Annotated in this window: 12 protein-coding genes; 5 read left to right on the top strand and 7 right to left on the bottom strand. The window is 73.5% G+C overall.

Annotation, left to right across the window (positions count from 1 at the left end; genetic code table 11):
* Positions 1-204 precede the first annotated feature (204 nt).
* From SLINC_RS21065 to SLINC_RS21035, 7 genes are all read right to left on the bottom strand, one after another.
* The gene (locus SLINC_RS21065) at positions 205-627 is read right to left on the bottom strand and encodes an NUDIX hydrolase (protein WP_067435360.1); all 423 of its coding nucleotides are present in this window, start codon (positions 625-627) and stop codon (positions 205-207) included.
* Between the two features lie 17 nt (positions 628-644).
* Positions 645-1,730 (bottom strand): CHAD domain-containing protein, encoded by a 1,086-nt coding sequence (locus SLINC_RS21060; RefSeq protein WP_067435357.1) that lies wholly within the window; start codon positions 1,728-1,730, stop codon positions 645-647.
* Positions 1,711-3,942, bottom strand: a complete 2,232-nt coding sequence (locus tag SLINC_RS21055; RefSeq protein WP_067435354.1) for an RNA degradosome polyphosphate kinase — start codon at positions 3,940-3,942, stop codon at positions 1,711-1,713. Before SLINC_RS21055 ends, SLINC_RS21060 begins: the two co-directional genes overlap by 20 nt.
* 439 nt (positions 3,943-4,381) lie before the next feature.
* Positions 4,382-5,371, bottom strand: coding sequence for an ABC transporter permease (locus SLINC_RS21050; protein WP_067435351.1), 990 nt, complete (start codon positions 5,369-5,371; stop codon positions 4,382-4,384).
* A complete protein-coding gene (locus SLINC_RS21045; RefSeq protein WP_067435348.1) occupies positions 5,368-6,402 on the bottom strand; it encodes an ABC transporter in 1,035 nt (344 codons plus the stop codon). The genes SLINC_RS21050 and SLINC_RS21045 overlap by 4 nt, the downstream gene beginning before the upstream one ends.
* Positions 6,399-7,289, bottom strand: a complete 891-nt coding sequence (locus SLINC_RS21040; protein WP_067435343.1) for an ABC transporter ATP-binding protein — start codon at positions 7,287-7,289, stop codon at positions 6,399-6,401. Before SLINC_RS21040 ends, SLINC_RS21045 begins: the two co-directional genes overlap by 4 nt.
* Complete coding sequence (locus tag SLINC_RS21035; protein ID WP_067435340.1) at positions 7,286-7,696, bottom strand: GntR family transcriptional regulator; 411 nt, start codon at positions 7,694-7,696, stop codon at positions 7,286-7,288. The genes SLINC_RS21040 and SLINC_RS21035 overlap by 4 nt, the downstream gene beginning before the upstream one ends.
* 111 nt (positions 7,697-7,807) lie before the next feature.
* Between SLINC_RS21035 and SLINC_RS21030 the strand changes: the two genes are divergently transcribed.
* The 5 genes from SLINC_RS21030 to SLINC_RS21010 all read left to right on the top strand — a co-directional run bounded on the left by SLINC_RS21030 (position 7,808) and on the right by SLINC_RS21010 (position 12,575).
* The gene (locus tag SLINC_RS21030; protein WP_067435337.1) at positions 7,808-8,350 is read left to right on the top strand and encodes an RNA polymerase sigma factor; all 543 of its coding nucleotides are present in this window, start codon (positions 7,808-7,810) and stop codon (positions 8,348-8,350) included.
* 271 nt (positions 8,351-8,621) lie between these two features.
* On the top strand, positions 8,622-9,458 hold the full coding sequence (locus SLINC_RS21025) for a cupin domain-containing protein (RefSeq protein WP_067435334.1): 837 nt from the start codon (positions 8,622-8,624) through the stop codon (positions 9,456-9,458).
* Positions 9,455-10,315 carry an ABC transporter ATP-binding protein gene (locus SLINC_RS21020; RefSeq protein WP_067435331.1) on the top strand — a complete coding sequence of 287 codons (861 nt, stop codon included), beginning with the start codon at positions 9,455-9,457 and terminating at the stop codon, positions 10,313-10,315. The genes SLINC_RS21025 and SLINC_RS21020 overlap by 4 nt, the downstream gene beginning before the upstream one ends.
* Entirely contained in the window at positions 10,312-11,859 is a 1,548-nt protein-coding gene (locus tag SLINC_RS21015) for an ABC transporter permease (protein ID WP_067435330.1), read from the top strand. The genes SLINC_RS21020 and SLINC_RS21015 overlap by 4 nt, the downstream gene beginning before the upstream one ends.
* Before the next feature lie 50 nt (positions 11,860-11,909).
* On the top strand, positions 11,910-12,575 hold the full coding sequence (locus SLINC_RS21010; RefSeq protein WP_067435327.1) for an ABC transporter: 666 nt from the start codon (positions 11,910-11,912) through the stop codon (positions 12,573-12,575).
* Positions 12,576-12,617 lie beyond the last annotated feature (42 nt).

Genomic DNA, 12,617 nt, shown 5'->3' with positions numbered 1-12,617 from the left:
GTGCGAAGACTGAGTGGTGCGGGCACGTGTGCGATGTGCGGTCCGCACCGCGTAAGGCTGAAATTAGGCAGATCAGGTGAAGGCGCCGAAGGCCGTACATGAACGAGGGGTGAACCCTGGTGGACGGTGCGGTGAGGTCACGGAACGCTTACGTCGAGGACACGGTGAGATCCCGGACGCGCACGCCGGGTGACGACTTTCGGACTATGTCAGGTGCAGCGCTGTGAGCAGGGCGTCCACGAGGGTGCGATCCCTCGGTTGGGTCAGCCGGGCGCGGGCGGCGGCCGGCGGGAGCCAGAGAACGCGGTCGACCTCGTCGTTCGGCGTGAACATGCCTCCCGTGGCCTCGGCCGCCCAGTAGCGGACCTGCTTGGGGCGGCCGTTCGCGAGGTAGCGGACGGTGGGCAGCGGGGCGCCGGGCGCGGCGCGCTGGCCGGTCTCCTCGGCGACCTCGCGCAGGGCGCCCGCGAGGGGCTCCTCGTCGCGCTTGAGCTTGCCTTTCGGGTGCGACCAGTCGTCGTATTTCGGCCGGTGGACGAGGCAGACCTCCAGCCCGCCGTCGAGCGGGGAGTGGCGCCACAGGACGCAGCCGGCCGCCTGGACAGGGGTTTCCCGGGTCTCGGTCACTGCGGTCGCCGCCTCCTTCAGGTGCTGACCGGATGCTTCTGCCACGACTGCTGGAAGGTGAAGCGGGCCGCCTCCACCTCGTGCCGCTGGTCGGCATGGAGCACGCCGAGGGCGTACGCCGTGGCGGGGGCGATCCGGGGGGTGCGCGCCGCCTGGGCCGCGGCGGCCGCCGCCTCCGAGGCGTCCCGGTGCCGGTCCAGGGCCCGGCCCGCGTCGAACAGCCTCACGTCGACGGGGGCGCCGGTGCCCTGGAGGACCTCGCGGGCGTAGCGGTGCAGGCGGAGCAGGAGCCTGACCTGGTGCCAGGGGGTGTCCTGCGGGTGCGGGGCCGGGTCGGGGGAGAGGCCGTGGATGAGGGCCTCCGCGTTGTAGGGGTGGCCGGCGGTGACCAGGGGGAGGGCGGTGACGGCGTCCGCGAGGCGTTCCTCGGCCGCGGTGGCGAGGGGGCGGAGGTCGGTGGCGGGGGCGCTCTGGACCAGGGGGACCTCGCTGGCCAGGACGGCGATGCAGTCCGCGACGGCGTGGAAGCGGGAGGAGCCGAGGGCCTGGAGGGCGGTGCTGTGGGCCCGGGTGCGGGCGAGGGTGAGCTGGCGGTCCAGGAGGGCGCCCGCCTTCGCGGCGCCCACGGTGAGGTTGCCGCGGTCGGGGGCGGCGGGGTGGGTGGGGGAACCGGAGTGTTGTGGGTCGGGCGCCGTCCCGGCGATGTGCTGGGCGGGGAACACCGCCCCCGACAACCGGTGCAGGGCCAGGAGCAGCCGCTCCAGCCGGGACTCGTAGGCGTGCTCCATGCCCAGCGTGCCGGAGAGCCAGGCGAGCTCGGGGCGCAGGGACTCCGACCAGTCGGGGTCGAGGAGGGGGCGGAAGGTGTGGAGGCTGGCGCTGACGCGGCGCAGGGAGCGGCGCAGGGCGCGGGCCGCGTCGACGGGGTCCTCCGCGCCCGGTCCGGCGCCCGCGGCCGTCGTACCGCCGGATTCGCGGTGCAGCCGCAGGGCGCGGAGGAACTCCGTGGCCTGGGCCCGCAGGTAGCCCGCGAGGGCGTCCCCGGTCACCGGGCCGACGTGCCGGGACACGGGGTCCGTCGGTTCAAGGTGTTGCTGTGCCACGCCGGCGCCTCCGGGCGTCTATGAGCATCTCCTGGACGTTGCGCAGGGGTTGGCCGTCCGGGTCGGTCGCGTGCCGTGTCCACTCGCCGTCGGGGCCGAGGTGCCAGGAGGCGGTGGTGTCGGACATGCCCGTCTCCAGAAGGCGGTTCAGGGTCGCCCGATGGCCCGGGTCGGTGACCCTCACCAGCGCCTCGATACGGCGGTCGAGGTTGCGGTGCATCATGTCGGCGCTGCCGATCCACACCTCGGGTTCGCCGCCGTTGCCGAAGCCGAAGACCCGGGAGTGCTCCAGGAAGCGGCCGAGGATCGAGCGGACCCGGATGTTCTCCGACAGGCCGGCGACGCCGGGGCGGACCGCGCAGATGCCCCGCACCCAGACGTCACAGGGCACGCCCGCCTGGGACGCGCGGTAGAGGGCGTCGATGATCGCCTCGTCGACCATCGAGTTGACCTTGATGCGCACGAAGGCGGGACGTCCGGCACGGTGGTGCTGGACCTCCTTGTTGATCCGCGCGATCAGGCCGTCCCGCAGGGACTTGGGGGCGACCAGGAGCCGGCGGTAGGTCTCGCGGCGCGAGTAGCCCGACAGGCGGTTGAAGAGGTCGGAGAGGTCCGCGCCCACCTGCGGGTCGGCGGTGAGCAGGCCGAGGTCCTCGTACAGCCGGGCCGTCTTCGGGTGGTAGTTGCCCGTGCCGACGTGGCAGTAGCGCCGGAGCGTGTCGCCCTCCTGGCGGACCACCAGGGACAGCTTGCAGTGGGTCTTCAGGCCCACCAGGCCGTAGACCACGTGGCAGCCGGCCTCCTCCAGCTTGCGCGCCCACTTGATGTTGGCGTGCTCGTCGAAGCGGGCCTTGATCTCGACCAGGACGAGGACCTGCTTGCCGGACTCGGCGGCGTCGATCAGCGCGTCGACGATCGGGGAGTCGCCGGAGGTCCGGTACAGGGTCTGCTTGATGGCGAGGACGTCCGGGTCGTCGGCCGCCTGCTGGAGGAACGCCTGCACGGAGGTGGAGAACGAGTCGTACGGGTGGTGCAGCAGCACGTCCCGGGTGCGCAGCGCGGCGAAGATGTCGGGCTCGGAGGCCGTCTCGACCTCGGCCAGGTCGCGGTGGACGCCCGCGATGAACTTGCGGTACTTCAGCTCGGGGCGGTCCAGCGAGGCCACACGGAACAGGCCCGTGAGGTCCAGCGGGCCGGGCAGCGGGTACACCTCGGCCTCGCTGATCTTCAGCTCGCGCACGAGGAGGTCCAGCACCTCGCGGTCGATGGACTCCTCGACCTCCAGGCGCACCGGCGGCCCGAAGCGGCGCCGCATCAGCTCCCGCTCCAGGGCCTGGAGGAGGTTCTCGGCGTCGTCCTCCTCGACTTCCAGGTCCTCGTTGCGGGTGAGCCGGAAGGCGTGGTGCTCCAGCACCTCCATGCCCGGGAACAGCTCTTCCAGGTGGGCGCCGATGACGTCCTCTATGGGGACGTAGCGGCCCGGGGAGCTCTCCAGGAAGCGGGAGAGCAGCGGCGGCACCTTGACGCGGGCGAAGTGACGGTGGCCCGTGACGGGGTTGCGTACGACGACCGCGAGGTTCAGCGAGAGACCCGAGATGTACGGGAAGGGGTGCGCCGGGTCGACCGCCAGCGGGGTCAGGACCGGGAAGATCTGGTGCCGGAACAGGGTGAACAGGCGGGCCTGCTCCTTCTCCTGGAGTTCGTTCCAGCGGACCAGGTGGATGCCCTCCTCCGCCAGGGCGGGGGCGACGTCCTCGTGGTAGCAGGCGGAGTGCCGGGCCATCAGCTCGCGGGAGCGGGCCCAGATCATCTCCAGTACCTCGCGCGGCTGGAGGCCGGAGGCGGACCGGGTGGCGACACCGGTGGCGATACGGCGCTTCAGGCCGGCCACCCGGACCATGAAGAACTCGTCCAGGTTGCTGGCGAAGATGGCGAGGAAGTTGGCGCGCTCCAGCAGCGGGGTGTTCGGGTCCTCGGCGAGTTCGAGGACCCGCTCGTTGAACGCGAGCCAGCTGCGCTCCCGGTCGAGGAAACGACCCTGCGGAAGCTGGGGACCGTCGAACGGTGCCTCCTCGTACGCGTCGAGATCGGCGTCGAGGTCGGGTTCGAGATCGGAGACGGTGGCCGACACGGTGTGCGGTCGGTGCGCGGCTATGGAGCCCACGGAGGGCTGGGCGTGCTGGACCTGTGCCTGGGTGCTGGGCTGGCTCATGGAGCCATTCTTCCGCGTCAGGAGCGAAACGGGCGCGTCGGACTGCGCGGGCGGGAGCGTGGCGGGGACGCGGGCGTCCCCGTTCCCCGCGGTTCCCTCGGGGGGAGGCGAAGGCTCTGGCACGGCGGGCTTCATTCACCGAGCCTCGCAAGCCTGTCTGAACCAACGGTTACGGAGACATGGCGTGCGGGATATCGGGGGGCGGCTCGCGGGCGTCTACATCCACCGGGAAATGCCGCAACCGTACGTCCCTCCCCCCGTGGAGGGACGTACGGGGTCGTGCGGCCATTCGGTACGGGCGTCATGCGCCTTTCAGGCGGTACGGCGCCGCAGCACCCGGAAGGCGGCGGCTGTCGCCACGGTCGCCACCGGCAGGACCAGGTAGGAGAGGGCACCGGCGGGCAGGGCGGCCGGGACGGTGTACCGGTGGCCGGGGCGGTCACGGCGAGGGCGGTCGTACGGCGGCCTCCTCGCGGGGGTGCGCGCCGCCGGTGAGACGGCCGAGGACGCGGAAGGCGGCGAGTACGGCGACGGCGGCCACGGCCAGGACGATGCCGGTCTCCACCAGGTGCAGGGGCCAGTAGTGGGACCGCGGGTGGTAGACGGCGTAGTACCCGGTGACGCCGTGCTCGCGGAGACATTCGGCGGTCTGGGACGGATTGCGGCCGTCGCACAGCGAGTAGTCCACGCCCTCGACGCGGCGTCCGTGCAGAAGGGTGCCGTTCTCCCGCACCCAGACGTCGTTGGGCAGGTCGAAGTAGGTCGAGGAGACCCGGGTCACCGTCGGCCACAGCGACGTGCGGTTGAACGCCAGGACGGCATGCAGCACCAGCATGACGAGGAAGGAGAGGCTCAGGGCCGGCAGGCCGCGGCGCAGGACGAGCGCGGTGAGCGTGCCGACCGCGAGGGCGCACAGGGCGTACGCCACCAGGGCGGGGCCGAGGGGCACGAAGACGGTGTTGAAGAGCCAGTTGTCTTCCAGCAGGCTTCGGTGCGCGCCCCAGCCCCAGCGGAAGGCCAGGACCAGGGCGGTGCCGCCGAGGACCAGCGCCACCGCGGGGACGGCGAGCTTGGCGGCCAGCCAGCGGGCCGGGGAGACACCCTGCGTCCAGGCCAGCCGGGCCGTGCCGTTCTCCAGCTCGCGGCCGATCAGGGCACCGCCGGCGAAGGCGGCGACGGCCAGGAAGCTGTAGCAGGCGAAGGCGCCCACCAGGCTGATCCGGTCGGCGTAGGCCATCGTCGTCAGGACGGTGCAGCGGTCGTGGCGGGCGCAGTAGTCCTGCTCCCGCAGCGCGCCGTCCGCGGTCACCTCGACCGTCCACACCAGCACGGCGATCGCGGCCAGCACGAACACGGTCCACACGATCAGCGAGGCCCGGTGCAGCCGCAGCACCGTCCGGGGCAGCCCGCGCAGGGCGGGGGCGCTCATACGGCGGTCTCCGCACGGGCGGGTGCGGGCGCGGTGGTCCGGCGGTGCAGCACCCGGAAGGCGGCGAGGACCAGCAGCGCGGCGACGAGGAGCAAGAGGCCGCTGGCCATGAGCTGGAGGGGCCAGTAGTGGGAGCGGGGGTGGTACTCGGTGTAGTAGCCGACGGCGTCCACGCGGTCGAGGACGGCACGGCACTCCGGGTCGAAGCCGCTGATGCACCCCTGGTCGCCGACGCGGTCCCCGGAGGAGGTCAGCAGGCCCGTCTCGACGCCGATGCCGGAGCCCTTCGGACCCTCTTGCAGGCTGCTGACCCGGGTGACCTTGGGCCACAGGTGGGGCAGAGCCTGCTGGACGCCGAACCACAGCAGGCCCGTGATGCCCAGGCCACCGCCCAGCGCGGCCAGGGAGCGGCGCTTGACCAGACCCACCAGGGCGCCGGCCGCCAGACCGGCGAGGGCCAGGGCGACGGGCAGGGGACCGCCCGCGGAGAAGATCTCGAAGCCGTACCAGGGCTTGGCGGTGTCGATCCGGCCGTCCCCCACCGACCACATCGCGGGGTGCAGCAGGACCAGCGCCCCGGTGCCGACGGTGACCACAGCGGCGGGCAGGGCGAGCTTGGCGGCCAGCCAGCGCAGCGGGGAGATGCCCTGGGTCCAGGCCAGGTGGGCGGTGCCGCTCTCCATCTCGCGGCCGATCAGGGAGCCGCCCGCCCAGGCGGCGACCAGGAACGGGACCGCGAGGAGGGCGAGGGTCGCGTACTGGTAGACGTCCTTGTGGAGCAGGATCGCGTACTGGTCGTAGCGGCACGGGCCGCTGAGCGCGCAGGCGTTGTACTGCTCCCAGGCCCGCGCCGCGCCGGTGGTGACCGGGCCCCGCAGCCACAGCAGCGCGGCGCCGAGCACCAGGACGAGGATCGTCCACAGGGACAGGGCGGGGCGGTGCAGCCGGGTCAGCCACGACACCAGATGCGGCGCGGAGGCCGTGGGTGTCGTGGGCGTCTGGGGCACGGGAGGTGCGGTGGGGGCGCTCATGCGGAGAGCTCCTCGGTCTTGGCCGCCGGCGTGAGCGACGGTGCGTCGGGGCTGCGCAGATGGGCGAGGACCAGCTCCTCCAGGGAGGGGGCGGTCGTACGCCAGTCGCCCGGGAGCGGGCCCGCCGGGCGGATCAGCGCGCTGATCCGGCGGCCGGTGGTGCGGGACTCGACGACGGTGTGCGGGGCGAGGTCGGTGCCGGCGGGCGCGGAGACGCGGGTGTGCGCGTCGAGGAGTTCGTCGAGCTCGCCGGCCAGCCGGATCCGGCCGTCGCCGACCAGCAGCAGGTGGTCGCAGGAGTCCTCCAGTTCGGCGACCACGTGCGAGGACATCGCGATCGTGGTGCCGTACTCGGCGGTCTGCGCCATCAGCACGCCCATCAGCTCGTGCCGGGCCAGCGGGTCGAGGTCGGCCATCGGCTCGTCCAGGAGCAGCAGTTCGGGCCGCTTGCCCAGCGCGAGGGCGAGCGCCACGCGGGTGCGCTGGCCGCCGGAGAGCGCGCGGATCCGCTTCCTCGGGTCCAGGTCGCCGCCGGCCACGATCCGCTCGGCGGTGGCCGCGTCCCAGCGGCCGGGGTTGAGATCGGCGCCCGTCCGGAGCGTCTCGGCGATGCTCAGCTGCTGGTAGAGCGGCTTGTCCTGGGCGACGAAACCCACCCGTGGACGTGCCTGGCCCGGGTGCGTGCCGAGGACGGTGACCGTGCCCTCGGTGGGGGCCAGCAGTCCGGCAGCGAGGGCCAGCAGCGTGGACTTGCCCGCTCCGTTGGGGCCGACGACGGCGCAGACGCGGCCCGCGGGGAGCCTGAAGGCACAGTCCCGCAGGGCCCAGCCGCCCTTGCGGCCGAAGCGCTTGCCCAGCGCGGTGGCCTCGATCGCCGTGTCGGTCATGAACGGTCTCCCTGAGTCTTCTCGGCGGGCCGCGCCGCGAAATGCGTTTCCAGTACGGCGGTGAACAGTGCCGCCACGTCGTCCCGGTCCAGCCCGGACGCCCGGGCCCGTTCGGCCCACGCCTCCAGCTCCCCGCGCAGGGGCGAGTCCGCCGGGGCGGCGCCCAGTGAGCGCCGCACGAACGTGCCGAGCCCGCGCCGTGCCTCCACCAGGCCCTCGCGCTCCAGCTCGCGGTAGGCCTTGAGCACGGTGTTCGGATTGATGGCCGTCGCCTCGACGACCTCACGTGCCGTGGGCAACCTGTCTCCCGGTTCGAGGTGGCCCAGCCGGAGCGCCTGCTTGGTCTGCTGGACGATCTGGACGTAGGTGGCGACACCGCTGTGCCGGTCGATGCGGTACTCGACCACGCGACAACCACCCTTTCACTAATTGAGTAGTGAAAGGGTGGTGGTAAGGGGCTTCGAAAGTCAAGCCGTGTTTGTGTGAACCGATCCAACGGGCTCGTGCGATGAGGAGACGTGAGCGAAACGAGAAGCGACGGGGAGCTGCTGCGGGCCATCGCGGCGGACGGGGACCGGCGCGCCTTCGAGGAGCTGTACCGGCGGTTCGCGCCGTGGCTCACGGCACGGCTGCGTGGGCGGTGCGCGGATGCCTCGGTGGTCGACGACGTCGTACAGGAGACCTTTCTCGCGGTGTGGCGGGGGACCGCCCGCTACCGGGAGGAGGGGGATGTGGCCGGGTGGCTGTGGCGGATCGGCTCGCGGCGGCTCATCGACGCGCTGCGCGGCGACGGGGCGCGGGGCCGGCTCAGACAGGCCCTGGCGCGGCTGCGGCACCGGGACGAGGCGTCCGCGGAGGAACGCGTGCTCGCGGGGGTGGAGCACGGGGACCTCGCGGGTGCCCTCGTCCGGCTCTCGCCGGAACTGCGGGCGGTCCTCCAGGCCACCGTCATCGACGGCCTCACCACCAGAGAGGCGGCCGTCCTCCTCGGCATCCCGCCGGGCACGGTCAAGACACGGGCCATGCGGGCCCGCAAGCAGCTGCGGGAGGCACTGGCATGAACAGAACCGACCGACCGACCGCACGGGGCACCGGCGTGGGCGGCTCGACGCGACCGAGCGCACGGGGCGCCGACACGAGCGGCTCGACGCGACCGAACGTGCGGGGCACCCGCGTGGGCGTCTGGGATCGACCGGCCGCGCGAGGCATCCGGCCGAGCGCCTGGGCGCGACCGAACGCACAGGGCACTGGCGTGCGCGTCTGGGACAGCCCGGCCGAGCGAAGCGCCGGCGCCGGGATCAGTACGTCCGCACGATCCTGGGAGGTGACGGCATGACCTGGCACGTGGACGAGCAGGACCTGCGGGCCTATGCGCGGGGTGAGCTGGCGGCTCCGATGCTGTGGTCCGCCGACACGCATCTCGCCGGGTGCGGGCAGTGCAGGGGTGCGCTGGCGGACGTGAGCGACCCCGTCGCGCTGGACGCCGGATGGGAACGGCTGGACGCCGAACTCGACGCTCCCCGGCTGGGAGTACTGGAGTCGCTGCTGGTGCGGTGCGGGATCCCCGACCACATCGCGCGGCTGCTCGCGGCCACGCCGGTGCTGCGCGGCTCCTGGCTGGGCGCGGTCGTCGCCCTGCTGGTGATGACCGTCGCGGTGGCCAACGCCACCCCGCCCACGACCTCCCCGACGCTGTTCCTCGCTCTCGCGCCGCTGCTGCCGCTGGCCGGGGTGGCGCTGTCGTACGGGCCCGCACTGGACCCGACGTACGAGATGGCCGTCGTGGCGCCGATGCACGGCTTCCGGCTGCTGATGATCCGCACGGTCGCCGTGCTGGCCACCGGGCTCGGCCTCAACGGGCTCGCCACGCTGGCCCTGCCCGGCTACGGGCTGCGGGCCCTGGCCTGGCTGCTGCCCGCGCTCGCGCTGACCACCACCGCTCTGGCGCTCGCCCCCCGGCTGGGCCCGGTACTGGCGCCCTCGCTGGTCGGCGGCGCCTGGATCGCGGTGCTGCTGATCGCGGACGCCCAGCGCGCCGCCGACAGCGATCCGCTGGCCCCCTTCACCGCGACCGGCCAGGGCGTGGCCGCGGCGGTCGCCGTGCTCGCCGCCGGCGCGCTCCTTCTGCTCCGTGACCGCTTCGACCTCTTCACCTGGAGTGCCGAATGACCCCCACCGTCTCCGCCTCCGGGCTCAGCCTCCGCTACGGCGGCACGCGCGCCCTGGACGACGTGTCGCTCCGGCTGACCCCGGGCGTCACCGGGCTTCTCGGGCCCAACGGCGCGGGAAAGACGACCCTGCTCAGGGTGCTGGCCACGGCCGTGCCCGCCGACCGCGGCGCCTTCACCGTGCTCGGACACGACCCGAGCACCTCCCGGGGACGGCAGGAGGTCCGGCGCGCGCTCGGCTACCTGCCCCAGACCCCCGGCTTCCACCCGGACTTCACGGCCTTCGAGTTCGTCGACTACGTGGCCATCCTCAAGGAGCTGACCGACCGCACCGCCCGCCACCGCGAGGTGCGGCGGGTGCTGGAGGAGGTCGACCTCGGTGACGTCCGCGGCCGGCGCATCAAGAAGCTGTCCGGCGGCATGCGGCAGCGGGTCGCGCTGGCCGCCGCACTCGTCGGCGACCCCGGTTTCCTCGTCCTCGACGAGCCGACCGTCGGACTCGACCCCGAACAGCGCATGCGCTTCCGGGAGTTGATCGCCCAGGCCGGCGAGGGCCGTACCGTTCTGCTCTCCACCCACCAGACCGAGGACGTGGCGATGCTCTGCCACCGGGTCCTGGTGATGGCCGCCGGAGCCATCCGCTTCGACGGCTCCCCGGCCGAGCTGACCGACCGGGCCGCCGGCCGGGTGTGGAGCAGCACCGAACGCGCCCCCGGCGCGAAGGCGGGCTGGCGCACAGGCACCGGCATCTTCCGCAACGTCGGCGATCCACCGCCCGGCGCCGACCTCCTCGAACCCACCCTGGAGGACGGCTACCTGCTCACCCTCGACGGCGCGGGCGCGGAGGTGGCGGCATGAGCGCGGTCATGGAGGCGGCGGCCCCGCCCGTCGCGACCGACGAGAAGCGCCGCGGCCGGGCGGCCGTGGTCGCCCTCGCCCGCTTCGAGGCACGCGAACTGCTGCTTCAGATCCCGGTGGCGCTGACGCTCGTGGTGTACGTCGGCTACACCCTGTACGGACTCCTCTTCCCCAACGACGGCATGGACGCCTACCCGGCGCTCCAGGACGCCGACCGCGCCACCCAGAGCGGGCTGTCCCTGCTCCTGAGCCTCGCCCTGCTCCTCTGCGTCAACCGGGCCGCCCTGCGCTCCCATCGGCGCGGCACCGACCGGCACTTCGACGTGCTGGTCATGGAGCCGTGGCGGCGGACGGTCGCCCACGCCCTGTCCACCGTGCCGTACGCGGTGTTCACCGCGCTGGTCGTGCTCGGCGAGTTCACCTGGCAGGCGCTGCGGCCGGGCGCGGTGGGGCACGGCTCGGTGGCCGAACTGGCGGTGTCCCCGCTGTTCGTCCTGCTCAGCGGGGTCGTGGGACTGCTGATCGCCCGGCTGATCCCGGTGGTGTTCGCGGCACCGGTGCTGGTGATCCTGCTCTTCACCGCGTTCGTGTTCGTCTCGGCGGGCACCGGTGACGCCGAGTGGAGCCGCTGGCTGTCTCCGATCGTCACCGAGAACTCCAGCGAGACCCTGCCCTCCGACCTGATCGGCCGCCCCGCCGCCTGGCACGCCCTCTACCTCGTCGGTCTCGTCCTGATGGTTGTCACCGGCGCGGTGTTCGCCGGCCGCGGCGGCCGGCGGTCCTGGCAGATGAAGGCGGCCCTCGCCGGCACGCTGGTCCTCACGCTCACCGGCGCGGCCGGCCAGTCCCAGGGCGTCTCGCCGGAGCTGACGGCGGCCCGGGAGAAGGCCTCCACCCACCCGGAGAAGGACCAGACCTGCGTCAAGCACGGCCGTTCCGAGTACTGCGCCTTCCCCGAGTGGACCGTGCGCACGGGCACCTGGGCCGGTGTCGTCGACCGCGTCCAGGACCTCGCCGGCGGAAGCGCCGCCGAACAGCCGCTCCTCGTACGGCAGCGGGTCGAGGCCCGCTACGGCCTGGACGGCGACGGCTCCGTCACCGCGTCCACCACGCCCCACCAGATCACCGTCGGCACCCGCTGGGGCGGCAACCGGGTCCCCGAGTTCGCGTCCGCCGTCGCCTCCGCGCTGGTCGCGGGCGACGAGGCCGAGGGCGGCGAACTGTGCGACGGCCGCATGGTCACCGTCATGTGGCTGGCCGTGGGCGGCGCCTCCGACCCGCTCTCCGACCTGCGCGACGTCCGCCTCGACGACAGCCTCAGCGGCTCCGCGATCGTGCTGACGCCCACCAACCCGCTGTCGATGTCCGCCGGTCAGACCGACGTCGTACGGGAGGTGCTGTCCCGGCCGCGCGCCGAGGTCACCTCCGCGGTCAAGTCCCACTGGGACGAACTCACCGCTCCCGGCGTCAAGACGGCCGACGTGGCCCGGCTGCTCGGGGTCAAGTCGCCGAAGGAGGCGGACGACTGCAAGCAGGGGGAGTGAACGAGGGGAAGCGCGGGACCGGTTGCTGAGGAGGGCGTGCGGTGCGGGGAATGAGCGGGGCACTGGTGGGGGCGGTGGCACGGGCGGTGCCGTGGCGGGCGGTGGGGGCGGGGGCGGTCGCAGGGCTGCTGGTGGTCGGGGTGCCGCGGATGCTGTCGGACGAGCTCGATCCGTGGCTGGGGCTCAACCTGCTGCGGGGGGCGGCGCTCGTCTTCGCGCTGGGCCTGGCCTTCCTCCTGGACGACCCGGCCCGTGAACTGACCACACCGGTCACGACCCGGCGCCTGCTCCGCACGGGTCTGCGGGTCGCACTGGTCGCCCCGGTGGCCGCCCTGTGGTGGACGGCCGCGGTCGCGCTCGTCCCCGAGGAGGCGCGGCCCCCGGTCGGTGCCGTCACCCTGGAGGCTGCCGCGACCGTCACGCTCGCCCTCGCGGTCGCCGCCCTCGCCGTACGCCTGAGCGACGAGCCGGAACCCGGCCCCTCCGTGGCCGCCGCCGTCCTCACCACCGCCTGCCTGGCGCCCCTCCTCCTGCCGTCCCGCTGGGAGCTGTTCGTCCAGGCGGACGACCCGCGCTGGGAGGCCGCGCACCAGCGGTGGGCGTGGGTGCTGGTCGGGGCCGCGCTGGTGTGGCTCGCGTGCGGGCCGGAACCCCTGCGCAGGCGGCGCGTGTTCCCGCGGCGCCGGGCGGCGGGGGCCGGTCCGTCCGGCGCCTGAGAGCGACGGCTCGGAGGGCCCCCGTGCTACGACCACGCGACC

Origin of the sequence: Streptomyces lincolnensis, assembly GCF_001685355.1 — a bacterium.
GTDB classification, from domain to species: domain Bacteria; phylum Actinomycetota; class Actinomycetes; order Streptomycetales; family Streptomycetaceae; genus Streptomyces; species Streptomyces lincolnensis.
This window is presented reverse-complemented; position numbering and strand designations above follow the sequence as displayed.

What these genes read in the sequence shown, in the direction of transcription:
- SLINC_RS21055 (WP_067435354.1), bottom strand. Translation starts at nt 3,942, where the DNA reads ATGAGCCAGCCCAGCACCCAGGCACAGGTCCAGCACGCCCAGCCCTCC.
- SLINC_RS21050 (WP_067435351.1), bottom strand. Translation starts at nt 5,371, where the DNA reads ATGAGCGCCCCCGCCCTGCGCGGGCTGCCCCGGACGGTGCTGCGGCTG.
- SLINC_RS21045 (WP_067435348.1), bottom strand. Translation starts at nt 6,402, where the DNA reads ATGAGCGCCCCCACCGCACCTCCCGTGCCCCAGACGCCCACGACACCC.
- SLINC_RS21040 (WP_067435343.1), bottom strand. Translation starts at nt 7,289, where the DNA reads ATGACCGACACGGCGATCGAGGCCACCGCGCTGGGCAAGCGCTTCGGC.
- SLINC_RS21025 (WP_067435334.1), top strand. Translation starts at nt 8,622, where the DNA reads ATGACCTGGCACGTGGACGAGCAGGACCTGCGGGCCTATGCGCGGGGT.
- SLINC_RS21020 (WP_067435331.1), top strand. Translation starts at nt 9,455, where the DNA reads ATGACCCCCACCGTCTCCGCCTCCGGGCTCAGCCTCCGCTACGGCGGC.
- SLINC_RS21015 (WP_067435330.1), top strand. Translation starts at nt 10,312, where the DNA reads ATGAGCGCGGTCATGGAGGCGGCGGCCCCGCCCGTCGCGACCGACGAG.
- SLINC_RS21010 (WP_067435327.1), top strand. Translation starts at nt 11,910, where the DNA reads ATGAGCGGGGCACTGGTGGGGGCGGTGGCACGGGCGGTGCCGTGGCGG.